This is a genomic window from Streptomyces sp. NPDC031479 (genome assembly GCF_055581065.1).
This window is the reverse complement of sequence record NZ_JBVIKC010000039.1, coordinates 25,843-52,235: the sequence shown is the minus strand read 5'-3', so window position 1 is coordinate 52,235 and position 26,393 is coordinate 25,843. Positions and strand designations below refer to the sequence as shown.

The window sequence follows — 26,393 nt, the reverse complement described above, 5'->3', positions numbered from 1 at the left end:
TTCTCATCCCGCCTCTGACGGAGTGAAGGTGCTGGTCAGGCAGGTCGGTGGTGAAAGGGCAGGGCCCCTGGTCGTTGGCGTGGTGACTTCACTCAACACACCGGCGTCCGAGGGGCCCTGTTGGTTCCGTTTTCTTCCACGCCCGATGTCCCGCATGAGCTGGTCGAGCATGTCTCCTGGCTGATCCATGCCCGTCGGCAGGAGCTGAAATCTCCATGGCGGCGCCTGGGTTGCTTCAAGCAGGCCCTCCTGGCCCTGGCGCATCTACGGAAGAACGAGATGTTCCCGCAGCTCGCGGTGGGTTTCGGGGTCTCCACGGCGACGGCCTGGCGGTACGTCGACGAGACCCTGGACGTCCTGGCGGCATGGGCGCCCGGCCTGCACGAAGCTCTCGTCGGGCTGGGTGAGGGCGACTTCGTCATCGTTGACGGCACCCTCGTCGGCACCGACCGCGTCCGCGCGGACGAGCCGTACTACTCGATGAAGCACCGCCGCCACGGGATGAACGTGCAGGCCATCGCGCGGCCGGACGGCACACCCCTGTGGTTCTCCCGCGCTCTGCCCGGCCGCACCCACGACCTGACCGCGGCCCGAGCCCACGGCATCGTCCAAGCCTGCCTCACCCGCCAGATCCTCATCCTCGCGGACCGCGCCTACCACCAACCGCATCAGCCGGATCGTCCAGGCCGTTCACACCCTCCTGACCTGCGAATATTCAGGCTTCACCGACGTCATCACCGACCTCGAAAACGCCCTCGACCACCACGCCGAAACCACGCACCAGCCCAGAACTCGCATCCCGACCCGCCGAACACCCCGCTGACCTGCACAAACACATCCCGGAACACAAGAACGCGCCTCGGTCCTTTAGACCGAGGCGCTACCTGCAACACCCCAGCTCACCGAACCACGGACACCGCAACTGCCCTCTCCCTCAGCGACAGCGCGGGCGGCGACGGCGAGGGCGTCGCCCAGCGGGCTGCGCAGGGTGAGCTCGCCCCCGCGGGCGACGATGACGCCGCCGACGTCCGCGAGGTCGAGCCGGTCAGCCCGGCACCAGCGGGTGGCCCCCGCGATCTGGCGGCCCCGGCCGCGCGTGCCGTGTCCAGCCGCCCGAGCTGCGGGTCGCAGTGCGCCGGACGGCCGCGGAAGCAGGGGACCGGCCGGAGCGACGGGACGGCGCCAGGGTCACCAAGGCGACGTCCGGCGCGGCCGGTTGCCAAGCTCCCGCGGGGAATCACTGCTGGCAGCGTCCGAAGTCCACGACGTAGGTGCCGGTGTTGGACGACGATGCGCCAGCCGGGTCCGCCGCGCCGGGCAGGGCCGCCGCGCCGATGTCGCGCAGGGACGGCTTGAGGATGATGGCGCGATGGCCGGGGCTGTTCATCCACCAGTTGACGGCGGCCTGCGGGGTTCCCGATCCGGCCCAGCCGGTGTACGTGATCTCACTGAACTCCCACGACCGGGGGTTCGGGCAGTATGCGGCCGCCTGGATGCGGCTCTGCGGTGTCGAGCCGGTCTGGGGGTTGCGGTGGGAGTCCTTGCCCGGCCCCCACCACTTCAGCTGCACGGATGCGGCGGCATGCTGCTGGGCCGCGTTGGTCAGCGGCTGGTTGACGATGAGGGCGGGCAGCCCGCGCTGTGTGCGCTGCGCGTTGATCAGGCAGATCACGGCAGCCCTCGCCTGGGCTTCCGTGCCGGCGGTCGGCGCCCGGTTGACAGCGGCCGGGTCACAGCCCGCGGCTGGTGCCGCAGCCGGGGCGACGGCCCGCTGCCCGTTTATATTGCCTGCCGCGGCGTACCGGCACACCAGAATCCAGCCCGTACTGCCCGCCACGGGCACGCCCTCTTTCACGCCGCAACCGACTGCCGTGGTCACTGACGCGGGAGACATCCATATCATCTGGGAGTAATGACCCCACGCACGGTAATTGGTGCCCGCGGACGCACTGCTGTTGATCGGGGCATTGTTGTCGGCGTCGAATTTGGGCTTCTCCGCCGTCCAGCTGAAACTCACGGAGGGGTCCAGTGCCATCAGCGGCCGCGCCGGGCCAGGGAAGGCATTGAAAAGGTTTTCACCCTCGTTGCCGTTGGTGTCACGGCTGCTGTGGTGCAGTCCGCCGCCCTGGCTGGATGCAGGGTCATCGGCCCACGCCTGCGCGTCACAGGCAAGCTTGGGGTTCCATGTGACAGAAACCACGGAGGAGCTGGGGCTGTACTTCTGGACGGCTGCCCGGCGCGCGTCGTTGTGAATACGGACGATCTCGGCAGCGTCGGCGGCGGATATCCGTGAGCCCGTTCCGGGCGGAGCGTTGGACGAGGGACAGGTGGGAGATTTCTCCTCGGAGGCAGGGGCCGAAGCGGCGCGTGCGTGGGGGGAGGCTGCCGATACCGGTCCCATTATGGCAAGGCCGCACACGAGCGCAGCCGTGGTTGCGAAAGGCTTTGGTTTCATGGAACACCCCGAATACGGGTAGGGGTTTCCCATGCGGGCGAAAATGCCGGGGTGCCGTATTCCGCACGCCCGGATCGACCGCACGTGGATGAAGTCGGCGGGGAGGTCTCCGTACGCCGGACGATGAGATCATCGTCGCCCATTCGGCGCAGATCCACCCGCCGGGCCATCGGCCGATTACTCCACTCGGGTGAATGCGACGACTGTGGTTGCGATCAGCGTTCCCGCCTCGACACCCACCGCTACAGGGCCCAGCAGCCCGCGCCCAGGAGCAGCACGTTGTACGTGATGCCGCGCCCGCCCCACTGGTACCCGATGGGTCAGATCCAGGCCGCCACCGCCATCAGGACGGCGTTCAACAGCGCGAACGGGATCCAGGTCGGGGCAGCCTCCCCACCGGGGGCGCGGCGCCGTTCCGCCGCAACTGTGGATGTCGTTCCACGGCAGGGCCGTCCCCGCCCAGACCAGCACGAAGCAGCCCACGGCACGGAACAGCAGGGCCGGTAGGGGCTTCTCCCGGAGCGGAGCCGGGGCGGCAGGGTCGGGAGCAACGGCCGTTTCCGGACAGGGCGGTGCGCAAAGACCTCGCACGGTCGGAGGTGTCGTAGGGGTCACCACGGCACCGACCGGTAATTGCTAGCGAATTAGAGGTGTCGTTTTGCGAAGAGGGCTTGCCCATGACATCCGACCTGTGCGAATGCAAGTCACCAGCTCCAGGGATGCACACCACCGGTCCCCCGCCTAGTGCAACCCTCCAGCCCCCTTCCGGAGGTATTGTCAAATCCTGTGGACTGATCGGACCGCACAATGACCGGTCGGTCAAGCAAGCGGCTTGCGGTAACGGACGTACTCGTTCTGCCGCCGGAACCCCACACTCTCGTAAAGATCGTAGGAGCGGTGCGGGTTTGACGTGCCCGTGAACAGCCGAGCGGTAGTTGCACCCTGTCCGCGAAGGCTCCGCAGCCCGTCCAGCAGCAGGGCCCGGCCGATTCCGATGCGTTGCTGGTCCGTCCGGACACTCAGCTCTTCGACCTCGCCTACGGTGTGGTCGTGACGGCGGATGCAGCAGAGGGCGACGCCGACCATGTCCTGGCCGTTCCATGCAGCTCTCCAGCATGCCGGGTCGGCGGTGTCGACGAAGTCCTGGAATGGCCATTTCTGAGTGAAACCGGTGTCCGCATACGAATCGACGACCGTCCTCCATGCTGCGCGGTAGTGGCTTGACTCGATCGGTCCCGTCCGTATCCCGGCCGGCAGTTCGATGCCCCGCTCGGGCAACTGCTGCAGATCGCCCAGCTCCAGCTCGACCAGGCTGAAGACACGTCGGTAGCCGGCTGCGAGCAGAAGCTCCGTGGCGTCGTGCTCGGAGGCCATGGCGTTCGCGCCGATCACTGCTGTCCGCGCCGTTCCATGCTGTTTGACGAGCTGGCGGATCCGTTCTTCGGCCCAGCTCAGCATCGCTGAGCCGATGCCCTGGCGGCGGTGCTCGGGCAAGAGGTAGCCGCGGTGCAGGTACAGGCGCGTGTCGTCCCGCTCTTGCCACCATCGGATCGTCGAGTAGCCGACGACGCTCCCGTCGTGCACCACCAGGATCTGGTTCTTGGACGGCTCCTCCAGCCTGGCAGAGGCTTCGGCGATCTCGGTCGCTGTCGGGAGTCCTTCCACAATCGAATGGGAGTCGACCTGGTCCCGTTCAGCACAACCCAGCCGCACCGTGGCCATGGGGCCGTGGTCTTCGTCGCCGCGATACGGCTGGAACCCGAAGCCGACCGGAAGGTCCTGTCCTGGCGCGCTAGTCGACATGGTCGGATGATCTCGAACTTCGGGGCAGGTCTGCCACCCTATTCACGCTGCGGTCGTCTGCGGCCGTTCGACGAGTCGGCCGCGTTCGAAGCGGGCCCCGGCGCGGACGAGGGCGAGGAGGTGGGGTGCGTTCACGGCCCGGCACCGCTGCTGGGGCGACTCGACGAGCTTGAACACCATGGCCAAGGCGGCGGCCGCGCTGCCGGCGCCTTGGTGACCTTCGTGCGCAGCCGGACGGTGGCGAACGTGGACTCGATGGGGTTCGTCGTGCGCAGATGGATCCAGTGCGCGGGCGGGGAAGTCGTAGTACGCCAGCAGTTCGTCCACGTCATCGGTGATCTTCTTGACCGCCTTGGGCCACTTCGCGCCGTAGATTTTCTCAAACGCCGCGACCGCCACGAGCGCATGGTCGCCGTCCTCGGCGTTGTATATCTCTTGCAGGGCCTTCTTCGCGCCCGGCTGGGCGGACTTCGGGAGGCTGTCGAGCACATTTGCGATCTCGTGAACCCAGCACCTCTGATGGCAGGTCTCGGGGAACACCTCGGCCAGGGCCTTCCAGAAACCGAGCGCGCCGTCGCCGACCGCCAGGACGGGAGCGCGCATCCCTCGCCGCCGGCAGTCGCGCAGCAGGTCGGCCCAGGAGCCGGCTGATTCGCGGTAGCCGTCGCTCGTGGCGATCAGCTCCTTGGTGCCGTCCGCGCGCACACCCATCAGCACGAGCACGCACGACTTCGCCTGCTGCCGGCGTATGCGCAGGTGGATGCCGTCGGCCCATGCGTAGACACAGTCGCTGCCGAACAGATCTCGCTCGCCGAACACTTGGTGGTCGGCCTGCCTCTGCTGGGTCAGCCGGGTGACCGTCGCCGGTGACAGACCCGCCGAGCTGCCGAGGAACTGCTCCAGGGCGGGCACGAAGTCGCCGGAGGACAGGCCGTGCAGGTAGAGCAGCGGCAGCACCTCGCTGGTCTTCGGGGACTTGCGGCACCACGGCGGCAGGATCGCGGAGGAGAACCGCTTGCGCTCGCCCGTGGCCTCGTCGACGCGCTTGTCGTTCACCCGTGGCGCCTTCACCTCGACCACGCCGGCCGCGGTGGTGACCTGCCGGGGCTGGTGGAAGCCGTTGCGCACCATCAGACGGCATCCGTTGCCGTCGCGCTTTCCGGCCAACTCGACTATACAGGCGTCTAATTCGGCTTCCAGCGCGGCGGCCAGCATCCGCCGCGCGCCCTCTCGGACGATCTCGTCAATCAAGGAGGAGCCCTTGGCGGTGGTGCCGTCATCGTTCACTACGCTGAGGACGGATGTGCCTTCCCGGCCGGCGCTGCGAACACCGGTCTTGCTCGGTGGCCCATCGATCAATCACCGGGGAAGGCCCGTCCTCCCGAGCCGGTCCACAGGTCCTGAGCATTGCTCGTCCCCGCCGTCGGTGCCTCCTCTAACGAGAGCAACTCCTGACGAATGATCTACTGCGCAGACAGTCGCCCATGAGCTGTACGAGTCCGCCGAGCGCGAGGCACACCAGCCCTTTGACCTGCTACTTCAAGTTGGCGGAGGCCGACTCTGCGGAGTCCACTGAGTGGAGTGGCGCCCACCGGGTGGAGTCCACTGGGGGGATTCCACTCGATGAGCTCCACCCGCTCGGTACCGGGCGGTCCACTCGGTGGACGGTGCCCGGCGTCGTCGCCACAGCCAGGCGTTCGAGTGCCGCATCCGGGACAGGGCGCGGGCGTCGCGGCGCGCGGCGGCGCTGCCGATGCGGTTCTGCCGGGGCCCGGCGCGCTTGGGCGCCGTAGAAGCGGCGTACCCCGGCTGCCTTGAGCCGCTTGTGCTGCTTGGCCATCTCCGCCTACCTCGCCTTGATGGGCTTCGACTTCCGGGACCGTTTCCAGATCGACGTCCAGTCCGGCGCCGGACCGTACGTGGCGGCGCGTTCCTGGGCAGCTGTCTTCAGCCGGGCGGCGACGGCTTCGGTCCTCGGGTCCGGCGACGGTGTGGCGGTCATGCGACTCTTCCTGTGGGTGGGGTCCGGCCCGGCGCCGGCTGGACAGGCTGACGGGCTCCCGGCGGCGGGGCCGGGGCGGGTTGAGGCGTGGGGCGGCGGGCGGCGGCTCGTTCCCGGATTCCGGCCTGGAGCCGGGCGGCCATCTCGGCGGCCGCGGCCTCCAGCGTCCGGCCGGTCTACCGCCGGGCCCACCAGCACGCGGCCGGCGCCGGCACGCTCCCCCCGAACGACCATCCCGAAAAGGGGGCGGCGCACGTGCGGACGAAGAGGGCGGCCAGCGCGGGGACAGCCCGATGCTCATCCCGCTCATGCAGACCCCTGAACATGGCCCGCACCGGGCCCGGACACCCCCACACGCGACCCGACCGGGCCCGCGGCAACGAGGCGTACTCCAGCCGCGCGAACCGCATCTACCTGCGCAGACGCGGAATCAAAGCAACGATCGCCCAGCCCGACGACCAACGCCCCGACCGCCGACGGCCGCCGGCCCGCCTTCGACCGTGAGCAGTACCGCCGACGCAACACGGTCGAACGCCGCATCGGCGAGCCAGGCGTGTGGGCCCGGATCTACGCCGATGTCTTGCGCCCGGGGCTGGACGGCCCGTAGGCCCAGGCCCATCGGCTCGAGTCGCGCCCGCTCCGGCCAGGGGACTATGCGGACAGCCGCTGGAGCCATTCCGCCAGGAGCTGCTGTTCGGCTCGCCCGAGGACTTTCTGGCCGGGCAGCGCGGCACGCAGGGCGCGGGCGGCGCCGGCCAGTCCTGGTTCGTGCACGGCGGGTTCGCGGGTGGTGATGGTGGCCACCATGGATTCGCGCAGCGTGACGAGGAGCGCGGGGTCTCGCTGGGGCTCGGGCATCGACAGCCAGGTCAAGATGGCGCCGCTGGCGGTGGCGTGGACGATCTGGGCGGCGAGATGCTCGTCCACACGCAAGAGCCCTGCCGCGGCGATGCGGCGGATTCGGTCCATGAGGTGTTCGAGCCCGGTCTGGAAGGCCGTGGTGGACCGGGGGGGCTCGCCGTACATCAGTGCGTACAGTGCGGGGTTGGCCAGTCCGAATCCGACCACGGTGTCCCAGCCGTTGCACAGTTCCCCGACCGGGTCGTGCGGGGCGGGACCGGCCTGCTGTTTGGCCGCCAGGAATCGGGTGAAGCCGCTCTCGGCCACGGCATCCAGCAGGCCGTCCTTGTCGCCGAACAGCCGGTAGATGGCCGGCGGCTGCAGTCCGGCGGCGTCGGCGACCGCCCGGGTGGTGACCGCGTCCCGGCCGCCGCTCTCCAGCAGGGCCATCGCCGCGTCGACGATCCGGCAGCGCGTCTGCTCACGCGCGGTCGGGCCGGGCGACGTGGCGCGCCGTGTCGGGGTCGGGGTCGGTTCAACTGGCATGGATCAACGATAGCGCCACCGAAACCGCGCTGGTATCACCGATACCTCCTTGATGTTAGCGTCGCTAGTATCGCTGGTAACGTTTGAATGGTTCCATTGGAAACGTCAGTGCGAGGAGAGCTGTCATGTCCGGGCGTTTGCGGATCATCGGGGTGGAAGAGACTGTCGTCGTGCCGGCCGTCTACGAGGCGTACCAGAGGGCTGGGTTACCGCAGGTCTTCTCGCGTGGCTTCGGGGAGAGCCCGACCGCAAGGAATCTGCGTGAGGTCGGTGCGCGGCGCCTGGCCCACATGGATGATCAGGGCATCGACGTGGCCGTGCTGTCTCTGTCGTCACCGGGCGTGCAGGACCTGCCGGGGGCCGACGCCGTAGCGGTGGCCCGCGAGGCCAATGACCAGCTCGCCGGGATCGTCGCATTCCGGCCCGACCGCTTCCAGGCGTTCGCCGCCATCCCCACCCAGTCACCGGCCGCGGCCGCGGCCGAGCTGGAGCGTGCGGTGATCGAGCTGGGCTTCCCCGGCGCCATGCTCTACGGCCGCACCGGGGACAAGCTGGCCGACCACCGCGACAACGACGAGCTGTACGCGATGGCCGAGCGGCTGAGAGTGCCGCTGCACTTCCACCCGCAGACGCCGGTCCAGCCCGTCGTCGACGCCTACTACTCCGACCTCCCCGATCCCATGGGGCCCGTGCTGGCAGGAGCCGGCCTCGGCTGGTACTACGACCTCGGCGTCCAGTACCTGCGCATGATCTTCTCCGGAGTCTTCGACCGGTTCCCCGACCTGCAGGTGATCGCCGGACACTGGGGCGAGGTCGTGATGTTCTACCTCGACCACACCGGCTTCTTCGGCAAGGCGGGCCGCCTGCGCCAACCCCTCGCCGACTACTTCAAGCAGAACTTCTGGGTCGCCGGCAGCGGTACCAACAGCCCCCGCTACCTGCGCTGGACCGCCGAAGTGATGGGCACCGACCGGATGCTGTACTCCACCGACTATCCCTTCACGTACGGCTTCCGCCCCGACGGCTTCCCCTACGTCGACACCAGCAACGGCCAAGCCCGCTCCTTCCTGGAGGCCTCGCCCTTCACCGCCGAGCAGAAGGCCGACATCGGCCACCGCAACTGGGAGCGTCTCACCGCCCGCGCGAAGCGCCCGTCAGCCTGAAGGTGCCACCCGCCCGGACCTGCCGGAATGCCATCACGCGCTCCCGGCCCGCCCCGTCGCCGAGGCCGGACTCGCTCAGGAGCGGGGACATCGGGTGGGCGTTTCCCTTCCCGCCTCGCCCGCCGGCACTTCAACGAAGGCGCACGCCGTGGCGGCCACCTGATGCGATGAGCGCCTGCGACAGAGGTCGTACGGATTCCTACGCACCGCCGCAAACAGGGCTGCGACCTCATCATCGCCTTCCTGCCGGCCGAGGAGAGTACGCGATCGGTCAGCAGCCGGTGCTCGATGCCGGCGTCGTCGCCGAGCCGGGCCGGCTGTGGGTCCCGGCGCATCCGTGCCCGGTCTGCGATGACCCAGGCGTTCCGGGCGTCCGTCTTCCCGCACCGCGATGGCGGTCACTGGCGGGGTTGACCGCGATACCGGGCAGATAGACGAGTTCCTGGCCGTAATTGAGCAGCAACGCGATGAGAAGCCCGGGCTCGCCGCCCGTCATGTCCATGGACCATGTCACGGGTGTCCCCGTCGGCCAGGGCGAGGGCATCCCCGCTCACCTTGAGGATCTCCGGCTCGTCGTTGGGGATCCGCCGCGACAGCGACACGCGGCCCTCCTTGTCCGTCACCAGGCAGGGGTGATGGGTCTTGCCACAACCAGTCCCTGCCCGTATCCGGCTCACAGCGCTCCAGAGGACACGGGCGGCCAAGCAGTACGAGCCGCGGGAGGCACCCCCAAAAAGCCACACCCGTACCTTCTGGGCGCTGCGCACCGAGCCTGGCCTGGCCTGCGCCCACCACGGGCTGACCGGGCTGTCAGTGCGGGATGCGACGCTGTCGTGAACAGGCGGCAATGGGCCGTCGAAACCGCAGACCAGGTCGCAGGCTATGGGCGGCGGTTCGTTCTCAGGCTCTGGAGGGGCGACTGTGGCGTTCGAGAACCGAGCCGATGTCGGAGCCGCCGAACGGGACGAGTGGTCCTATGCGCCGGCCGTCGGCGTAGGGCCGTTCCGGTTCGGCATGACCGTCAGCGAAGTGGTCGAGGCGGCTGGGATACTCGGCCGGACGGAGGTCAGGGACTGTCCTCGGCAGTACTCGGTCTTCTCGCCGACCTCGAAGATCGAGATCCACCGGCCAGAGGTCGCCCCTTCGCCGCCTGCCGCCACGGCCTACGTGAGCGAAGCGGCGGGGCTGTTCTGCATCGCCGCCGACGCCGTGCAAGGCCCCCAGGTCTCGTACGACGGACTCCCGCTGGTCGGGAGAGACTTGGCGGAGCTGGAGAGCGACGCGATTGCGTACGCCGAGGCGAATGACGTGCAGTTTCGCATCACCCCCGAGGGCTACGCAGCACCGGATGATTCCGGGATCGTCATGCGCGCGCAGATGGTCGGAGAGGCCCTCCGATCGCGTCCGCTGTTCATGGTGCCGCGCGACGGCGCCTGGACGGAATGGGACTCGCTCCCCTCAGAGGAGTGCCACGCCACCGGACGCCCTCCCGTCAGCAGCACGCCACCAGACAATCCATGGCCCGACGAGGGGTGACTCCGACAGATAGCGGAGAGACACCCTCGAACCAGACCGGGGCGTGTGTGATGTCGTGATCAGTAGCGGGTGGCGATGCCTCGCCAGGCCTTCAGCTTGTTGATCAGACGCTCGACCGTGTTCCGTTCCTCGTAGGGATCAGCGTCGCGGCTGACGGGTCGGCCGCCTCCTGCGCCCTTCTCCTCCCGGCGGGTGGCCTGGTCCCGATTGTCCGGGATGACTGCCTGGGTTCCGCGTTTGCGCAGGTAGGAGCGGTTGTCGCGGGATGAGTAGGCCTTGTCCGCGGCGACCGCGCCGGGTCTGGTCGCGCCTTCGACCACTCCAGCGCCGCCCTGTGCTGCCGCCCGCGGACGACCGTACGCCGACCGGTGGAGGACATGGCGGCGGAGACGGTCCGGCTCCTGCTCGCCGCCGTGGCGGCTCCCGTGGCGGTCGGGACCGCGGTGGAAGCCGCCACGCCGGTGCCGTTCGAGCCGCGGCTGGTCGTCCGGGATTCGGCTTGACCTGGCGACGGCCGATCCTGCAAGTGGATGACCTAGCCGTAGAAGTGCGGCACGAAGCGCTGGTTGGGGGTGGCGTGAGCACACGGCATCAGGCTGAGCACCTTGGTTTTGGTGGCCGTGGTGTTCACGCACAACTCGGTGTTGTTCTGCTTGATCATCCAGGCCCCCGGCTCCTCGCCCCAGTAGTAGATGGAGAAGACCTGGGAGCTTTGGCCCTCGCAGTCCCATTCGTTGAGGGCGTCGCCGCTCTTCGCCCAGCGGCCGTTGTCGACGTCGATGCACTTGCCGGTCGACCTGTTGACGAAGTTGAAGTCATACTTGCCGCCGCCGGGAATGCTGCGCAGCTTCCACTGGGATTTCATGGGGCTCCAGGTGCCGGAGACCAGGTGCGTGCCGTTGGCGTTGCTCCCGCGTTCGAACGTGAGGTACTTGTCGTGGTCGCTGTCGCTGGTCAGCTCGACCACGGACCCGTTCGCCACCAACTGCGTGCGGAAGTAGACCGGGTAGTGGTCGGAGCCGCGGCCGCCCATACGTACCCCGCGGTAGTTCCCCAGCGCGCGCGACGAGATCATGTAGTCGAGTTCGCCGCCGCTCTGTTGGGTCGCAAGGCCAGTGTGGTAGACCTGAGCGCCCAGACCCGCGGCGAGATTGTGCATGCCCTGGTCCGGGTCACGGTTGAAGTCGCCCATGACGGTCCACGCGCGGCCCGCCGCGGTCGCTTGGTTGCGGACCTGGCGTACCAGCTCCTCTGCTTCGTTGTGCGCTCCCGAAGCCAGCGCGTGCACGTTGTAGTAGATGTCGTCGTCCATCCGCAGACCCAGCGCGGGGCGGGCGCCGGCCCGGCCGGGCGGGGCGACGTAGACCTCGTGGGCCATGGTGTGCGTGACCATGGCGAGGTTGACCCGGGTGTCTCCCAGCGGACTCATCCAGTACACGAAGCGGCTGCCCCAGCGATACAGGCGGACGATGTAGCCGCTGCGGTTGTAGGACTGCTGGAACACCATGCCGTACAGACTCGGTTCCGACCCCGCCTCCTGGACGGCGACGATGTCGTTCTCGTCGCTGAGCTGCCGGACGTCCGACCAGCGGGCGCCTTGCGAGTTGTAGGTCGCGATGGTGTGGGCGTTGGGCGTGTCCGCTTCGGCCGGCGACGCCGGCAGTCCGATCAGCAGGCCGACGAGCGCAGCCATCGCCATCAGCGTGGTGAGCGTTTTGGTGCGTGGGTGAAGAACGTCGGAGCGTGGCAAGGTCGGTGCCTTTCCTAGGCAGGAGGTGAGATGGGGGACTCTGTCGGGGGGCGCTAACGGTCCGCTAACGAGGCGGACCGCACCGCGTTAGTACTGCCGGGGCGGGCAGTTCTTGTCGCCCCACGCGGTCGTCACGGGGCAGACCTTGCCCGGGTCGAGCCACCCGGGAAGTTCCGCGTCTGCACTGACGCGGTGTCCGGCGCCGGTCCCGTCCGAAGCGGCGGAGGGGGCGGAACCGCCCCCTCCGATGCCCGCGGCCGGTACGAGGGCCACCCGGGCCCGGGCCGTGTTTCCCCGCATGTGCGTCGACTCCTGGTGTGCAGTCCGGCAGCGGTCGGTCCGCCGGGGTCGTGCTCTGGTCGCCGGCCGCTTGCGCCGACTGTGATCACCACTGTGCCGACCCGGCGCCGACCGCGGCAGACCCCCGGGGCATCATCTGTGTGCCATGCACTTTGAGGAGGGATTCCATGGGCACTGCGCCAGGTCACGGCGGGGCAGCAGGCATATCCGAACTGGGCGGCGCGGAGTCCTGCTCTACCGCTGGACCGCCGTCCACGAAAGCCTCACCCCCGCCGCCCCGTCGACGGCTGCCGCCGAGACGGGAATCATCGAGCACGAGAGCCACCGGACGCTGAACTCGCTCCTCGATGCCTGCCTCCTCCAAGAAGTCCCCGCCGCCCCCGGGGATCCCGGCGTGCGCTGGCAGCCGGTGAGCCCGCAGCCCGCCACCGGGCCACCTGCTCTCCGATCGCGACGCCGCCCTCCGCGCCCGGGAAGAAGCCCTGCGCATCCAGCGCCGGCGGATCCGAGAGCAGCACGACGGGCTCGCGGCCCTCGCGCCTGTCTACCTCCCGGCCCGCCAGCACGCCTTCCCGCAGGGCACCACCGACCGCCTGCCCGACACGTCCGCCGTCCGCACGCTGCTCACCGACGTCGTCGTCTCCTGCCGCAGCGAGGTCCTGGTGTCCGAAGACGGTGGCGCCTTCCCACCTGCCGCACTGCGCGAAGCACTCCCCCGCGACCTCGCCCTCTTCCAGCGCGGCATCCGCGTTCACGGCCTCTGTCAGCACGCCACCCGCCTCGACGAGCCCACCCGCACCCACGCCGAACACCTCGTCGCCGCAGGCGCCCAGGTCCGCACCCTGCCCGAGGTACTGCCTCAGCTGATCATCGTGGACCGGGCCCCGGCCCTGCTCCCGGCCCGCCCGTGCGGCGCCCGTGCGGCGCCCGTGCGGCGCCCGTGAGGTGCTCGCAGCCGCTTCGAAGCAGGCGTCGTCGCCGAGCGACAGGGAGCCACCCACCATTCGGCATGCCCGCCACCGCCTGCCCCGCCCCCGCCCCCGTTTGGGAAGCCGCCCGGCCCGGCCCCGCACCCTCGTGCCCGCTCTGCGGTGGGAGCCTGCCCGCACGGACCCCAGGATCCACCGGCCGACCGGCCCGCTACTGCTCTCCCAACTGCCGCTCCAGCGCCTACCGCACACGAAAATCCCCGGAAGCACTGCCGGAGGACAACACCGCACGCACGTCACGAAACCCGTCACCCGCGTGACGAAACCCCCTACGGGCCGGACTACCGCCGATGCGCGGGCCGCTCTGGACCCGGCTGATCTCCAGCCGAGGCCCCTGCTGGTGGTGGCGGTCGCCCTCATGCGCCGCCGCCGACGGCGCGGCGGCGGAGACGATGGCGCCGGCGGCCAGGACGGGGTGGACGCGCGGGTTCACCGGGAGAGAGGCACCGCGCCTGTGGCCGCCACGGAGAGGTCCCAGAGCCGGGCCGCCCCCTCGGGGTCGACGGCGTACGGGCGGACACCGCCATCGTCCATGGGGGCGTCGGGAGCTGTGGCGCGGGCGACGTCGCAGTCCTCCAGGTAGAGCCCGCCTCGGCCGTCGAGGAGCGGTGTTGTGGCGGCCCACAGCCCGGTGGCCGCGCCCTGGGACGGGGTCTTGAAACCGGCGCCGATCACGTTGCCGTGCTCGTCCACCCAGCCGCGGTCGATCTGTTCCCGGAGGGACATCTCGCGCTGGAGACCGGTGATGATCTTGCCTGGGTGGAGGGCGAACGCGCGGACGCCGTCGTCGCGCCCGATGGTATCGAGGTGTACGGCGAACAGGGCGTTGGCGGTCTTGGACTGGCCGTAGGCCAGCCACTTGTCGTAGCCGGTGCGGAAGTGCGGGTCGTGCCGACGGATGTCGGTCAGGGCGTGTCCGGCGGAGCTGTTGACGACGACCCTCGCGCCGCCCGCGGCGGCCAGGAGCGGGTAGAGCTCGCAGGCGAGGGTGAAGTGTCCGAAGTGGTTGGCGGCGAGGTGGCCTTCCCAGCCGGGGCCGACGCGCCGCTCCGGGGTGGCCATGACCCCGGCCACGGCCATCAGCAGGTCGAGCCGGCCGAGGGAGTCCCTGATGTGCGCAGCGGCTGAGCGGACGCTGCCGAGGTCGGCCAGGTCCATGGGGACGACCTCGCAGCCCCCCACCCCCTGGAGGGCGGCGCGGGCGACGTGCGGCCGGCGGGCCGGTACGACGACCCTTGCCCCCGCGGCCGCCAATGCCCGGGTGGTTTCCAGGCCGAGGCCGGAATAGCCGCCGCTCACTACGGCGGTCGTGCGGGAGAGGTCGCGGCCGGCCACGACGTCCTTGGCGCGGGTGGCGGCCGAGAAGGGCGAACCGAGTGGGTGCTGATCGTTCATGGTCATGCCCCTGACGCTACGATCGAGAGTGAGGTCTAGATCAAGTCCGGGAGCGAACGCCATGACAACGACCGCCGGCGCCGACGCGGGGTCGCTGAGCATCGGCGAGGTGGCCGAACGGACGGGGCTGAGCGTGCACGCCCTGCGCTTCTACGAGCGCGAGGGCCTCCTCGTCGGGCCGGTCCGGCGCACGTCGGGCGGCAGGCGGCGCTACGCCGCCTCCGATGTCGACTGGCTGCTGATCTGCGTCAAGCTTCGCGAATCCGACATGCCGCTCGCCGACCTCAAGCACTTCGCCGAACTGGTGCGCCGGGGACCGGGCAACGAGAGGGAACGCCTGAGCCTGCTCGAAGCCCACCGGCAGCGCGTCGACGCGCGGCTCCGGGCACTGGAGGAGTGCCGATCCGTCATCACCGGGAAGGTCGGCGTGTACGCCGACCACCTCGCCCGCGGCGAAGCCGGCGGCCTGTGGGACCCGACGGCCGAAAACGGCAACTAGCGCGCGTCTTGCGGAAACTGCCCACCCGCGACGTCCGGCACCGCACCTCGCCGCATGGGCAGAGACGCCGAGTACGGCGAGTGCAAAGGCGCCCCGAGACGTCGCCGTTGTAGTGCGGTGACGACGCGACGCGCGAGCGGCGTCCGGATGAGTCAGGCGACACGGGGCCGCTCGTACGCGAGGTGGGCATCGCGGGCCGTCTCCCACAGGACGCCGGTCTCCGCGGCGGGCCTGGCAAGCAGGCGGGTGGGCACTCGGCCTCCGGCCTACGGAATCCTCTCGGGGCAGCCATGGCCACCAGCCGGTGGCGGCCCGCCCGTTCTCCTGTGTCAGGACGGGCGAACAGGCCTGAACAGACATGCCGGTGGCCCACCCCGCGGGGTGGGCCACCGGCATACGGCGAAGTACCTGTCCGGCTACCAGCGATACCAGCGACCGCTGCTGCCCTTGGGACAGGCAACGAACCCGATCAGCCACGGCGCCAGCACGGCGATCGCAACCCACCAGAGGATCTTCACCGCGAAACCGGCACCGAAAAGGATCAGAGCGAGCAGAAGAACGAGAAGCAGGGGAACCATATGGAGCACGGCAGCCATGGGGGGCCGCCAGTCAAACTGCCGCATCCCGACAGGGTCCCGCCGATGCCCACATGAGCGCACCGGCGGCCGACCGCACGACCAGTCAAAGAAGAGGACCGGGACCGGTGCGTCGAGAAACGGTGTGAAGAAAGTCTTCGGTGAGGGCAAAGACCAGAAGTGGACGGACAAGGACGGCCGCGAGCTGATCGAGGCCGCCTTGCACTACCTCGGCTACGGAGACTGACATGGGCACAGCCACGACCATCCGCACCGGCGCCACCGTCGCCGCTACCCTCTACACGGTCGTCCTGCTCGTCCTGGGCCTGTACCCGTCCGATTTCCGGTACCTCTTCGCGTACATTCCGGCCCTCGTGGGCTACGGCACCGTCGTCTTCGACAAATGGGCCTGGCACTGGCCAGTCATCCACCGCTTCACTGGGCGCGCCTGGGTCACCGGCACATGGCGCGTGGTGTTGTCGCCAAGTGCGGAGAGCCACATACCCGAGGGTGGCAACCGGGGGCCGATCACGACGTACATGACGATCGAGCAGACCTTCTGGAGCCTGCACGCCACGCTCCGCACGAAGGAGAGCACCGGGCGGTCGAGGAACGCAACGATCAGCGCTCCTGAGAACTCGGGCAGTGCCGAGATCGGACTCCTGTACGACAACACGCCCCGAGTGGAACACCAGTCCCGAAGCCCCCAGCACGAAGGAGCCTGCCGGATCGCGGTCACCGGCCTGCAGCCCAAGTCCGCTGCCGGGCGCTACTACACGAGCCGGTTCACCGCCGGTGACATGGACTTCACCCTGCTCAACCGCTCCACCGACTACAGCACCTTCGCCGAAGCGCAAGCCACCGACCCGGAGCACCCCAACAACTGAAGCGCCGCAACACCACGGACCCCGGCGCAATGCCCGACCCCCGGGGGCCCGTGGTCGCCAGAAGAGCTACTGCATCAGCGCAGCGAGGGCCTGGTCGGCCATCTGTACGCCCGTCGTGGCCGCGCGATGGTGGTGCCGGCCTCCAAGAGCTCGTCCTTGACCTGGGTGGCGAACTGGCGCAGTCGGCCCGGTTCAGGGTCCTCGGTGGTCGCCTCGGCATGGAGGTCCTGGGCGACACGCTCCAGCTCCACGCGGTCCGTCTCGGCCATGCCCAGAATGGTGGTGTCCTGGCCGACGCACCCAGCGAGCTGGGCGAACAGCGTGGGGTCGACGCCGTCGGCGTTGTTCTGGGTGAAGTGCTGCCGCTCGCCGATGATGGGGCCCTTGGGGTTCGGCATGTAGTTGTTGTACGTGGTGCCGGGGCGGGGCTGGCTGACGTGGTCCTGCACGCTTCCTGATGAGGCCGCCGACATGGCCAAAACCGGCTTCGACCTATCCGCCTCCTCGCCCTCGCAGGTGGTCCCGTCCTGCGCCGCGAATGCCTCATTCACGTGATTACCCAACGAATAATCAGTTAGGGGCAATTTTCCCCAAGGCCCTTATGTGCCCCAGACATGCTGAGCTGTCATATTCTCGCCAGATTGCCCCGATCATCTCGTTGTACCCATCAGGGGAAGGCAGGAAAATGGGCAGGTTGAGGTACGGAACCACGGTGTCGGCCATCGCGCTGGCCGCCTTGGGATCGCTGACGGCCGCGGGAGGCACGGCGCACGCGGAAGCCGGTCAGGACACCATCACCATGCTGAAGCAGGAGAAGTCCCAGTGGTGCTGGGTCGCCTCCGGGCTGACCATCGCCAAGTTTCACGGCTTGGGCTCCACCCAGACGGACTTCTGCAGCCGGGCCCAGCCCTACTACGGATGCAACAACCAGCCCGCAACGCTCGACGACATGGCCAGGGGCTGGAGCAGCCTCGGCATGGCGCATCCGGGCTCGGGCCTGAGCAGCGCGGCCACGTTCAACCAGGTGTACACCGAGGTCAAGGCGGCCCGGCCGATCGGTGCCCGGATCGGATGGACGTCCGGCGGCGGCCACATGAACGTGGTCTACGGCTTCGACACCTCGAACAGCAAGATCGCCGTAGCCGACCCGTGGCCGGACACCACCACGTACACGTGGTGGAACTACAGCGACTACGTGAGCAACGGCTCATCGCAGTGGACTCACTCCCGCATCGGTATCTCCCGCTAAGGCAGGCGACATGCGCAACACCAGCGGTACCGAAACGTCCAGCACGCGGGTGGCCTCTCGCTTCCCCCGCCTGTCCGTCGTCCTCGTACTGAGTGCCTCCGCACTGCTGTGCGTTGCCGGTCCGGCGCACGCGGCCCCGGCGAAAGACCCCCTCCCGGCCGACATCCCCGACTACCAGGCGGCTCTCGACGCGGTGAAGTCCACCGACGTGCGCAACACGGTCTGCCGCTTCCTGCGCACTCCGGTGCCCAGCGAGGGCGCCGCAGGGCCTGTGCAGACGATCCCCGAGACGGCCGAGCCATGCCAGGGCCTCCCCGCCTTCACGATCAAGGACCCGGTGGCCCTGAACGAGATCACCCCCGGGTTCGTCGCGGGCACGGCCCCGCCGCTGCCCACCGAAGCGGTCAAGCTGACGCAACTGGTCTCCTCCCTGAGCACCACCGTCAACGGTCGCAACGCCACCGTCATGCTCGCCCCCACCCAGGGCGGCGGCTGGCACCTGGCGGGCGTGCGCGACGGCGACGGCGACGCCGCTTATGCCGGCAAGGCCACCGTGGGCACGTTGGTCTTCACCGAGCCGCAGATCCGGGGCTGGTACCGGCTCAAGGTCACCACCATCGAGCCTCTGAACGACCAGGCCAGGCAAGGCCTGGAAGGCCAGGCGACGGTGTCGCTCGGCGACTACCAGAAACTGGTCAAGGCCCGCTACGCCGACAAGCTCCCCGGCTCGGAGTACGACACCAAGGGCTACTCAAGCGGCTACAGCCCCCCGCGCGCGGAGGACGGCACCCCGTCCTCCGCCCTGCTCCTCGCCGGCGGTACCGGCGCGACACTCGCCCTCGCGGGCGGAGTCGCGGTACTCCGTCGACGTCGCGTGCCGCGATGAACTGCGTCGGCTTGAGCCCGTACAGCTCATTGATCACCTGCTCCAGGAGCAGGGTCCCATCGCGCGTCCGGCCGGCCGCGCGCAGCCGGCCGTTCTGGTCGTGGCGGCCCAGGACGATGAGCTGGGGGCGGCCATCAGATCGGGGAACGCGTCCTGGACCAGGGCGCCGCTCCGGGTTTGGAGCAGCACCCGCCCACCCGGCTCCCGCAGAGTGAAAACGAGCAGCCGGTAACCGTCGTACTTCTGCTCGCAGGCCAGACCCAGGCCGGTACGGGGCGGGGAAGGGATCCCCTCGGCGGCCTGCCCCAGCATCGGCGCGACCGGAGGCCGCAGCACCACGTCACACACCTCCGCATCACGCCCTCCGCCCCCGCCCCCAGCCTGGAGCGGGTCAGGTGCGGGCCATCGATCTCAAGATCGTCGACGATCACGTCGAGACCTATGATCTGTTCATGATCGAAGGAAAGTTGGTACGGCTTCGCGCACTCCGTGCGCAGGATGCGGGGCATCACGTTCGGTGGCGCAACGATCCGGAGGTGGTCCACTGGGCGGCCGGCGGCAACCCGTGCTTCGGCCCGGTCACGGCGGAGGCCGTCGAGCTCGGCTTCGCGACGATGCTGCGGCTGAACCCGAAGGAGTCGGCCGTCTTCACGGTCGAGGATCTGGCCGACGGCACGGTGATCGGCATGGTGGACTACCGCGACCTGGACCCGTTCGCCGGGCTGGCCACGGTCGGCGTCACCATCGGCGAGCGGGACCGCTGGGGCTGCGGCCATGGCTCCGACGCGCTGCGACTGCTGGTGGGGCACCTGTTCGGGGCCTTCGGGCTGCACCGGATCGAGCTCGACACCTGGAGCGGCAACGAACGGGCCGTCCAGGCCTTCACCAAGGCGGGCTTCCGCGAGGAGGGCCGACGCCGGTCCACCGTGCTGGTGGCGGGCAAGCGCTACGACACCGTGCTGTTCGGGGTGCTCCGCGAGGAATGGCCGGGCACCACGCGCTGAATGTCTTTCCAGCGCAGGCCCGTTGGTTATCAGGCGTTGGGTTGCCCGGCCAACTCGATGACAGTGAACAGACGCCGCCCCTGGCAAGGGAAGGTCACCACGCGAGGGCCGATCGGCTGGCCATACCGCTCCGGTGGCCGGGTAGCAGGTAGGACAGCCCTGTTCTGGACGTGTCCCGTGTCCCCCCAGACGCGGTTGGGGAACAGGTCTCGGGTGGCGTCGATGCCGATGCCGATGCCGTTCAAGCCGACGTGGCAGCGCGGGACGGCGAGCCACGGATGTCTTCGTAGTGTTGAATGCGGGCCTGCGGCGGTTGTCAGCTGCTGCCCTGCTCGTGTTGATCCGTGTTCCAGGGAGAGTAATGACTGCTGAAATCGCGGCCGGTGTCCATGAACGGCTCACCGGGTACCGGGATCGCTTCGACTCGCTGTTCGCGGACTACTTCGACACGGTCGCCCGGCAGCAGTTCCCGCGTAGCGTGCTCGTGCCCGAGACCCTGGAGCTGGTGCGGGACATGTCGTTGCGCGGGGGGAAGCGCCTCCGTGTCGCGTTGCTGTATGAGGCGGCGCGGCTGGTGACTGCCGATGCCGTGGCAGGGTTGGAGGAGGCAGCTCTCAGTATCGAGTTGCTTCAGACACACGGCCTGATCCATGACGACATCATCGACGACTCACCGCTTCGCCGGGGCGCGCCGTCGGTGTACTACGCCTACCGCGAGCGGTTTCCCGACCGTCCGCAGACGGCGCTGGGCCTGGCGGTCCTGGCCGGGGATCTGGCCGCGTTCCTGTCGGTGCAGGTACTGCTGACCGCGCCGGTGTCGGACGGGTTGCGGCAGGCGATGACGGCTGTGCAGGTGGCGGCAGGGGCAGACACGGTGCTCGGACAGGTCCTCGATCTGGAGCGGGACTTCGGTCCGGTCCCCGACCGTGAGGTGCTGGACATCGTGTCCGAGTACAAGAGCGCCCGGTACTCGGTGCTGGCTCCGCTGCAGTTGGGTTTGATCGCAGCAGGCGAGGACGCGGCCGCCCACCACAGGGAACTGGCGCGGTACGCGACGCTGGTCGGGGTGAGCGGGCAATTGCGCGACGACTATCTCGACCTGTTCGCGGACTCGGGTACGGTCGGCAAGCCGGCCGGCTCTGATCTGCGTGAGGGCCGCCGCAGTTACGCGGTGTGCGCGGTCCTGGCAGCGACGGCCGGCCGAGAGCGAGAGGTGGTGGAGGCCGCGCTCGCCGATCCCGGCTGCCCGGCGGAGACCGTCGAGCGGGTCCAGGACATCGCCCGTCGGCACGGCGTCGACGAGCGGTTGCGGGCGGACATGCGCCGTGTTGCCGAGGAGGCGGCCGGTGTCGCGGCGGGCTGGCGGCCGCGGTGGCGCGAGGAGGCCGTGGAGTTCTTCGAGCAACTCCCGCTGTGGGGCGCACAACGCACCCTGTGACTCCGGTGGCCGGCGCCAGACGAGTGCTCACCCGCTTGCCCCATGGCCGTGACACCGTCATCCGGGACGCTGATCACCGATCCTCCCCTCGCTCGGCGCCGGATCGCAGCCATGCTCCGCCAGTGACACCGGTCCGGCCCCCTCACCATCCCACCAGCCCCGTGTGCCGAGCGGCTCGGCCCAGGTCCGGGCCGTGTTCGAGCCCGGCCGGATCGGCGCCGTGCCTCGGTGGCCACTCTCGGCGAGCCGCTCACGGAGCCTGGACGGGTCCGCCGGGCATCGCCTCCACATGGAAAGCCCGTGCCAGTGCGCCCGGGGAACAGACCGACGACCTCGCCTGTCACGGCGATGAGGATCCGCACGGCGGGCGTGCTCCTCCCGGCCACCGTGGCGAGGGCCCAGCCGACACGCAGCAGCCGACTGAAGATGCTTCCCGCGTCGAGGCTCCAAGCGCGTAGTTGACCATCGCTCCGCCCACCACCAGCAGAACCCCCAGGGTCCGGCAGCCCAGCAGGACCACGATCCGCGTCATCACCGGCTCCCCCGCCACCCCCTCCTGCTGCTCGGACGGTCCGGCGACCTGCAGCTCGCCGCCGAACCGTTCTCGCAGCTGCGCGCCCTCCTGCAGAAAGCCCTCGGCAGTCGCCAGGGCCCGCTCGACATCGGCGGGGAAGAACTCCTCCTGCAGCTGCGCCGCGACCGGCAGGGGCTCGTCCGCGCCCGGTGCCGCGGCCCGGAGCCGGGCAAGTTCCTCCTGCAGCTGCGCCGCTCTCCTGCTGCGCCCGGGCGGCGAGCACCTCCGCATTGGGTCGGGCCCGGCGTGCCCAGTCCAGTTCCTTCTGTGCGGTGTGCAGCTGCCCGGTGAGCGCCGCCATCTCGGCGGCGGCCGCCGGGACATCGCTGAGTGCGACGACCTGGTCCTGGTGGGTGCCGAGGCGGTCCTTCTCCAGTGCCAGGTTTGCGGTCCATCACGTCGTACAGCCGGTCCGAGGTCTTGTCCGCCGGCGCGAGCGCCGTCCCCGCAGCGGGGGCCGGGCGGACAGCGATCGATGCCTCCGGTGTCTGTGCCGCCCGCAACAGGTCGCGGGCCTTGCGAAGGTCGATGGCCTGTTTGCGGGGCTCGGCTACCACCGCCCTGACCACGGCTTCCACAGAGGCCCTGGGGTGGCCGAGCCTTGGAACCTGGCCCCACGAGGTGGCCGAGGCCATGGAACACCACGATCGGGCCGACTGGCTCGACTCCGTCGCCCATCCCTCCGTGGACGAGGACGGAAAGATCGACGGGTGAGCCGAGGGACGTGCAACCTGGTGTGGATCATCGGGCTGCTCACGCAGCTGGTCGGCCGGCGGCCGCCCGAGGCAGCTGATATGCCCCGGGCCCGGTGCCCGTTGTGTCTGTACGGGCGGCGGTCCCGCCCGTACAGAATGCCCATGCAGGGGGACGCGGCCGACGCGCCGTGAACGTGTCCCGGCCTCGCGGGGAGGGGAGCCTCTCGCTACGCCGTATCCGCGGTCCACGGCCAGGTCGCGTGGCGGCCGGCCTCGATGAGGCCGACCATCCGGAACGCGGCGTCCGTGAGCCCGCCGAAGGTGTGCCGGTGGGGGCCCGACGGGATGTGGGCCGGCTGGTACCCCGCCAAGTTCCAGGTGTACACGGGGACCGAGGACGGTACCGGTTCGGCCGGCCTGCCGGGGCCCTGGTGCGCGGCCTGCTCGTCGGTGACGATCAGCACGCGGTCGTGGTCCCGGTAGTGGGCGCGCAAGGCCATCGTGGTCTGTGTACCCCCGAGACTATGGAACCGTTTCAGCACCTCCAGTACCGGTTCCCCCACCCCGAACGGCACCGGTGCGCTGGACCAGCCGAACTCCACCAGGTCCGCCTGCCGGGCGCGCATCGCGAGGGCGGTCCCGAAGACGGCCGCCGCGTCCGCGCGGCTCAGCGTGGACCGCTCGGAGACGGTGTCCCAGAACATGGAGTCGGACCGGTCCACCAGGATCAGCGTCCGGCCGGGCAGGGCCGGCACGTTGGCCAGGGAGTGGCCAAGTGCCCGTTCCAGCGGGGCAGCCCAACGGGGCGACGCGTGCCGGTGGGCGGCCAGGTACCGGAAGGGGAACTGCCGGGACCGGGCGACCTCGTCGGCATCGGAGATGCGTGCCGCCACCCGCGCCGCAACTTCGTCCGAGACCCCTGCTTCGTCGAAGTTACGCAGGTTCCGCAAGAGCGCCATGGGGCCCATCGAAGGAATCACGGCTTCCCAGACGGCGGCGTCCAACGGGCCGTGGAGCCAGCCCGCCAGGGCCTCCCAGGTCATGCCCGCCGCTGCCAGCCGTTCAGCGCCGCCCGGCCCGGTCGCCGTGGCGCGCCGCTCGTCCAGCGGCAGCTCCATCAGCGCCCGGTGCTCGCTCAGCAGCCGGTCGGAGGCCGGCACAGAGCCCTGCTCAGGGCGGTGGCGGCGGTCCAGGGCGTGCTGGAAGAGATCTCCCTGCCAGGGCTTGTCCGGATGGGGGGAAGCGTGCACGAGGTTGAGCACGTCCCCGAAGCGGAAGGCTTTGGAGGCGGTGTCGTACTTCAGCAGGGACCGCGAGGAGTACAGCCGGCGCACGGCGTCGGCGATGCCCCGCTTCACGGGTTGCGGCACGTTCCGCCCGTACCGCGAGGTCCAGTGGGCGAGCAGCTCTCCGGGCTCATCGGCGCGCTGGAGCACTGAGTCGACCACAGACCGGTTGGACGGGCCGTCGGCGGACCCGGTCTCCAGCCGTGCCCGGACATACGCGGCGGCGCCCACGAGGGACGCGGTGCGCATGTTGCCCTCACTGCGGAGCCAGCGCAGCAGGCCGGCCGTCCATACGGCGTCCTCGACGGCGAGTTGTGCCACGAGGCGGGCGTAGCGGTCGTCGCGCTCCTGGCGGCTCTCGTAGAAGGTCTGCTGGGAGGCGAAGTTGCCGACGGCCAAGAGGAAGAGCTCTTCCCGGGGCTCCCGCACGAACGCCGGGCCGCCTTCGTGGGTGCGCATGGCCTGCCGAGTGCGCCAGTGGTGGATCGCGGGTGCGGACGTGGCGCGGGCGGCTGCCGCTGAGACGTGCGGGGCCACGAGCATCTCGGACCAGATCTTGGAAACGCGTTGGGTGTGGCGAGGCAGTGAATCCCCCCGGATCCAGAGAACGACGGCCCCGGCCAAGAGGTTCCGACGGGGCGGGGTGCGGCCGCGCCGCCCGAGATCAAAAGGGGCGGCGGCATCACTTGAGTGTCGGAAGGAAGTAGCCGCAGCCGGGCGCATCGGGGGCGCGGTCGCGATGACACTCAAGCAGGCCAACCGACCTCTCGCCAGCGAATAAACGGTGCGAGCGCGTCAGGTCGGGGCTTCGGCGTAGTCGCGGAGCGTCCGGCGACGTGCGCTGCCCGGAGCAGCGAATGCCGGGCCCTCGGATATGTTCTTCCGGGCTCGCGCCGGCGGGTCCCACGAGTATTCGAGGGGGCGACGTGCCTGGTGAGCGGCTTGACGCGGAGTGGGTCCGGTCCTGGAGGGAGCAGGCCGGAGCGGCACTGACGAAGCTGATGCAGGCGTTCCGCCAGTGACGGAGGGGGCTGCCTGTTCGCGATCGGAGACAGCGGACAGGTCTGGAAGTCCACCACGGCTTCCCGGTCTGACGACTACGAGTCGCGGCGGCCACCTTGTAGGAGTTCCTCGAACACCTCCGCCGACGGATCGCGGACATGAACGGACGGTGATCCCCGGGCTGGTTCGGCCGGAGTGGTCCCAGGGCCTTCCACCCGGCGATACCGTGGTGAGACCCGCCAGTTACGTGCCCTGGAGCCCTCGATGAGCGAACAGTCGGCCCCCGCCGGCACCGCCCGGCAGCAGCTGGAGCCCGCAGCCGTCGACGCGGTCCGCGCGTACGCGGCCAGGACCCGCGAGAACGCCGACCGGTTCGCCGCCGTCCTGGAGGACATCGCAGAGAACGGGCTGCCCCCGGTGGGGGGCTGCACGCCGTGGGAGGAACTGCGCGGGGCCCACCTGGCCCAGCTCGCAGCCCAGCGCCCGGCCGTCGCCTGATGGCCACGCAGCACAGCCCGCGCCGTGCCCGGATTGCCTTCTCCGACTCCGCGGCGAAGCAGCTGGAGAACATCACCAGCGAGGCGGAGATCCACGCCCTGGACCGCGCCCTGGTCGTCGTCTCCGTCGACCCCGACGTCGGCGAGGCCCTCCCCGGCGACAGCACCGGCCCCCAGCTGCGCCAGTACACCGACGACATCGAGCGCGTCCGGCTCCTGTTCTGGGTCACGGCGCTGCGCACCGTGGTCGTCGTCGCCTACATCGAGGTCTGACCCGAGCCAAGGAGCACGATGCCGGCGATCGTCCAGGAACTCCTCCGGCCACCGCGGCCTCGGCGGCCGGCGCCGAGTGGTGGAGTGCCCGGTCACGGCCACCGTGCTCCGCGAGTTCGTTTCGCCACCGGACGGCCTTCTGACGGCATGCCCCTGAGCACCAGCGGCGGGTGCCGTGCGCCCTTCGGCCGCTCACCGGTCGACATCCACGCGGTGCGCCACGCATATGCCCTTCGCCCACTGACCCAGGACGTGGTCACCGCTTTGAACAACAAGGCAACCCTCGCGGGCATTGCCGACGCAGCCGCCGCGATCGGCCATGCCATCGCTACCGGCTCGACTCCCTGACCTGAACCTGCCGCAGCCGCTCCGGTCAGTCACAGCCGCCGCGGTCACGCGTGCCCTGTGTCGTTGATGGCACAGGTCAACGCGCCCGCACTCGGCTGTACGGCGCCCTCCGCCAGGCCGTGCTGCTCGGAGCGCTCCAGGCGGGGGGCGGGGGCCAAGGGCGTGATGCGGAGGTGCGGGACCATCCCCGCCCTGTACCGGCCCGGGTCTGGCCTGCGAGCAGAAGTGCGACGGTTTCCGGCTGCTCGTCTTCACCCCGCGTGCTCGTCCGCGGAGGCCCGTACCGGAGCCGCTCTGCAACTGGCCGGCGTCTCCTTGCCCATCCCGAACCGGACCGTGTCGGTGGCTGGTGACAGGATCTGCCAGGCTGATCGCCGCCCTGACCGCAGTCGGCGCGCCGC

The 26,393-nt window shown here is 69.8% G+C and carries 26 protein-coding genes and 4 pseudogenes; 14 read left to right on the top strand and 16 right to left on the bottom strand.

Going from position 1 to position 26,393, the window contains the following annotated elements; genetic code table 11:
• Nucleotides 1–79: 79 nt before the first annotated feature.
• Nucleotides 80–657, top strand: a pseudogene (locus tag ACZ5D2_RS31330) (transposase family protein); the annotation flags it as partial.
• Between the two features lie 210 nt (nt 658–867).
• Here the strand turns inward: ACZ5D2_RS31330 and ACZ5D2_RS31325 are convergent.
• From ACZ5D2_RS31325 to ACZ5D2_RS31300, 6 genes and pseudogenes are all read right to left on the bottom strand, one after another.
• Nucleotides 868–1,077 (bottom strand): DUF1152 domain-containing protein, encoded by a 210-nt coding sequence (locus ACZ5D2_RS31325; protein WP_468934104.1) that lies wholly within the window; start codon nt 1,075–1,077, stop codon nt 868–870.
• 160 nt (nt 1,078–1,237) lie between these two features.
• Nucleotides 1,238–2,401, bottom strand: a complete 1,164-nt coding sequence (locus tag ACZ5D2_RS31320) for a CAP domain-containing protein (RefSeq protein WP_468934101.1) — start codon at nt 2,399–2,401, stop codon at nt 1,238–1,240.
• Nucleotides 2,402–3,274: 873 nt separating this feature from the next.
• A complete protein-coding gene (locus ACZ5D2_RS31315; RefSeq protein WP_468934043.1) occupies nt 3,275–4,258 on the bottom strand; it encodes a GNAT family N-acetyltransferase in 984 nt (327 codons plus the stop codon).
• A 42-nt stretch (nt 4,259–4,300) separates the two neighbouring features.
• Nucleotides 4,301–5,545, bottom strand: a pseudogene (locus ACZ5D2_RS31310) (IS256 family transposase).
• A 559-nt stretch (nt 5,546–6,104) separates the two neighbouring features.
• Nucleotides 6,105–6,260, bottom strand: a complete 156-nt coding sequence (locus tag ACZ5D2_RS31305; RefSeq protein ID WP_468934040.1) for a hypothetical protein — start codon at nt 6,258–6,260, stop codon at nt 6,105–6,107.
• Between the two features lie 651 nt (nt 6,261–6,911).
• The gene (locus ACZ5D2_RS31300; RefSeq protein WP_468934038.1) at nt 6,912–7,646 is read right to left on the bottom strand and encodes a TetR/AcrR family transcriptional regulator; all 735 of its coding nucleotides are present in this window, start codon (nt 7,644–7,646) and stop codon (nt 6,912–6,914) included.
• Nucleotides 7,647–7,771: 125 nt separating this feature from the next.
• Here ACZ5D2_RS31300 and ACZ5D2_RS31295 point away from each other — a divergent pair, with 125 nt between their 5' ends.
• Complete coding sequence (locus ACZ5D2_RS31295) at nt 7,772–8,809, top strand: amidohydrolase family protein (RefSeq protein WP_371674904.1); 1,038 nt, start codon at nt 7,772–7,774, stop codon at nt 8,807–8,809.
• Nucleotides 8,810–9,072: 263 nt separating this feature from the next.
• On the opposite strand, the pseudogene ACZ5D2_RS31290 reads toward ACZ5D2_RS31295, so the two are convergent.
• A pseudogene (locus ACZ5D2_RS31290) lies at nt 9,073–9,486 on the bottom strand (IS110 family transposase); the annotation flags it as partial.
• 244 nt (nt 9,487–9,730) lie between these two features.
• Here ACZ5D2_RS31290 and ACZ5D2_RS31285 point away from each other — a divergent pair.
• On the top strand, nt 9,731–10,345 hold the full coding sequence (locus ACZ5D2_RS31285) for a hypothetical protein (RefSeq protein WP_468934034.1): 615 nt from the start codon (nt 9,731–9,733) through the stop codon (nt 10,343–10,345).
• Between the two features lie 62 nt (nt 10,346–10,407).
• Here the strand turns inward: ACZ5D2_RS31285 and ACZ5D2_RS31280 are convergent.
• A pseudogene (locus tag ACZ5D2_RS31280) lies at nt 10,408–10,650 on the bottom strand (IS5/IS1182 family transposase); the annotation flags it as partial.
• A gap of 72 nt (nt 10,651–10,722) precedes the next feature.
• On the opposite strand from ACZ5D2_RS31280, the gene ACZ5D2_RS31275 reads away from it, so the two are divergent.
• Nucleotides 10,723–10,848: a hypothetical protein gene (locus ACZ5D2_RS31275; protein ID WP_468934031.1), complete on the top strand. Its 126-nt coding sequence runs from the start codon at nt 10,723–10,725 to the stop codon at nt 10,846–10,848.
• A gap of 32 nt (nt 10,849–10,880) precedes the next feature.
• On the opposite strand, the gene ACZ5D2_RS31270 is transcribed toward ACZ5D2_RS31275, so the two are convergent.
• Nucleotides 10,881–12,044: an RICIN domain-containing protein gene (locus tag ACZ5D2_RS31270; RefSeq protein ID WP_468934028.1), complete on the bottom strand. Its 1,164-nt coding sequence runs from the start codon at nt 12,042–12,044 to the stop codon at nt 10,881–10,883.
• A gap of 138 nt (nt 12,045–12,182) precedes the next feature.
• Nucleotides 12,183–12,395: a hypothetical protein gene (locus ACZ5D2_RS31265; RefSeq protein ID WP_371674907.1), complete on the bottom strand. Its 213-nt coding sequence runs from the start codon at nt 12,393–12,395 to the stop codon at nt 12,183–12,185.
• 662 nt (nt 12,396–13,057) lie between these two features.
• On the opposite strand from ACZ5D2_RS31265, the gene ACZ5D2_RS31260 reads away from it, so the two are divergent.
• Nucleotides 13,058–13,339 (top strand): hypothetical protein, encoded by a 282-nt coding sequence (locus ACZ5D2_RS31260; RefSeq protein WP_468934025.1) that lies wholly within the window; start codon nt 13,058–13,060, stop codon nt 13,337–13,339.
• 474 nt (nt 13,340–13,813) lie between these two features.
• Here ACZ5D2_RS31260 and ACZ5D2_RS31255 read toward each other — a convergent pair whose 3' ends face one another.
• A complete protein-coding gene (locus tag ACZ5D2_RS31255) occupies nt 13,814–14,785 on the bottom strand; it encodes an SDR family NAD(P)-dependent oxidoreductase (RefSeq protein WP_371674908.1) in 972 nt (323 codons plus the stop codon).
• Between the two features lie 55 nt (nt 14,786–14,840).
• Between ACZ5D2_RS31255 and ACZ5D2_RS31250 the strand changes: the two genes are divergently transcribed.
• Nucleotides 14,841–15,278 carry a MerR family transcriptional regulator gene (locus ACZ5D2_RS31250; protein ID WP_371674909.1) on the top strand — a complete coding sequence of 146 codons (438 nt, stop codon included), beginning with the start codon at nt 14,841–14,843 and terminating at the stop codon, nt 15,276–15,278.
• Between the two features lie 416 nt (nt 15,279–15,694).
• Here ACZ5D2_RS31250 and ACZ5D2_RS31245 read toward each other — a convergent pair whose 3' ends face one another.
• Nucleotides 15,695–15,856: a hydrophobic protein gene (locus ACZ5D2_RS31245; RefSeq protein WP_371681054.1), complete on the bottom strand. Its 162-nt coding sequence runs from the start codon at nt 15,854–15,856 to the stop codon at nt 15,695–15,697.
• A 245-nt stretch (nt 15,857–16,101) separates the two neighbouring features.
• Between ACZ5D2_RS31245 and ACZ5D2_RS31240 the strand changes: the two genes are divergently transcribed.
• A complete protein-coding gene (locus ACZ5D2_RS31240; RefSeq protein WP_468934020.1) occupies nt 16,102–16,740 on the top strand; it encodes a Cap15 family cyclic dinucleotide receptor domain-containing protein in 639 nt (212 codons plus the stop codon).
• 74 nt (nt 16,741–16,814) lie between these two features.
• Here ACZ5D2_RS31240 and ACZ5D2_RS31235 read toward each other — a convergent pair whose 3' ends face one another.
• On the bottom strand, nt 16,815–17,291 hold the full coding sequence (locus tag ACZ5D2_RS31235) for a hypothetical protein (RefSeq protein ID WP_468934017.1): 477 nt from the start codon (nt 17,289–17,291) through the stop codon (nt 16,815–16,817).
• 134 nt (nt 17,292–17,425) lie between these two features.
• Between ACZ5D2_RS31235 and ACZ5D2_RS31230 the strand changes: the two genes are divergently transcribed.
• Entirely contained in the window at nt 17,426–17,989 is a 564-nt protein-coding gene (locus ACZ5D2_RS31230; RefSeq protein ID WP_371674912.1) for a papain-like cysteine protease family protein, read from the top strand.
• Between the two features lie 10 nt (nt 17,990–17,999).
• Nucleotides 18,000–18,875, top strand: coding sequence for a hypothetical protein (locus tag ACZ5D2_RS31225; RefSeq protein ID WP_371674913.1), 876 nt, complete (start codon nt 18,000–18,002; stop codon nt 18,873–18,875).
• Between the two features lie 33 nt (nt 18,876–18,908).
• Here ACZ5D2_RS31225 and ACZ5D2_RS31220 read toward each other — a convergent pair whose 3' ends face one another.
• On the bottom strand, nt 18,909–19,214 hold the full coding sequence (locus tag ACZ5D2_RS31220) for a hypothetical protein (protein ID WP_468934012.1): 306 nt from the start codon (nt 19,212–19,214) through the stop codon (nt 18,909–18,911).
• A gap of 56 nt (nt 19,215–19,270) precedes the next feature.
• On the opposite strand from ACZ5D2_RS31220, the gene ACZ5D2_RS31215 reads away from it, so the two are divergent.
• Both ACZ5D2_RS31215 and ACZ5D2_RS31210 read left to right on the top strand, forming a co-directional pair.
• Nucleotides 19,271–19,879 carry a GNAT family N-acetyltransferase gene (locus ACZ5D2_RS31215; protein ID WP_468934009.1) on the top strand — a complete coding sequence of 203 codons (609 nt, stop codon included), beginning with the start codon at nt 19,271–19,273 and terminating at the stop codon, nt 19,877–19,879.
• A gap of 361 nt (nt 19,880–20,240) precedes the next feature.
• Nucleotides 20,241–21,317, top strand: coding sequence for a polyprenyl synthetase family protein (locus tag ACZ5D2_RS31210; protein WP_468934006.1), 1,077 nt, complete (start codon nt 20,241–20,243; stop codon nt 21,315–21,317).
• Between the two features lie 1,496 nt (nt 21,318–22,813).
• On the opposite strand, the gene ACZ5D2_RS31205 is transcribed toward ACZ5D2_RS31210, so the two are convergent.
• Complete coding sequence (locus ACZ5D2_RS31205; RefSeq protein WP_468934003.1) at nt 22,814–24,331, bottom strand: TROVE domain-containing protein; 1,518 nt, start codon at nt 24,329–24,331, stop codon at nt 22,814–22,816.
• 807 nt (nt 24,332–25,138) lie between these two features.
• On the opposite strand from ACZ5D2_RS31205, the gene ACZ5D2_RS31200 reads away from it, so the two are divergent.
• From ACZ5D2_RS31200 to ACZ5D2_RS31190, 3 genes are all read left to right on the top strand, one after another.
• On the top strand, nt 25,139–25,372 hold the full coding sequence (locus tag ACZ5D2_RS31200) for a hypothetical protein (protein WP_371674918.1): 234 nt from the start codon (nt 25,139–25,141) through the stop codon (nt 25,370–25,372).
• Nucleotides 25,372–25,644 (top strand): hypothetical protein, encoded by a 273-nt coding sequence (locus ACZ5D2_RS31195; RefSeq protein ID WP_371674919.1) that lies wholly within the window; start codon nt 25,372–25,374, stop codon nt 25,642–25,644. Before ACZ5D2_RS31200 ends, ACZ5D2_RS31195 begins: the two co-directional genes overlap by 1 nt.
• 147 nt (nt 25,645–25,791) lie before the next feature.
• Nucleotides 25,792–25,992: a hypothetical protein gene (locus ACZ5D2_RS31190; RefSeq protein WP_468933998.1), complete on the top strand. Its 201-nt coding sequence runs from the start codon at nt 25,792–25,794 to the stop codon at nt 25,990–25,992.
• Nucleotides 25,993–26,036: 44 nt separating this feature from the next.
• Here the strand turns inward: ACZ5D2_RS31190 and ACZ5D2_RS31185 are convergent, their stop codons facing one another.
• Nucleotides 26,037–26,177, bottom strand: a complete 141-nt coding sequence (locus ACZ5D2_RS31185) for a hypothetical protein (RefSeq protein ID WP_468933996.1) — start codon at nt 26,175–26,177, stop codon at nt 26,037–26,039.
• Between the last annotated feature and the right edge of the window lie 216 nt (nt 26,178–26,393).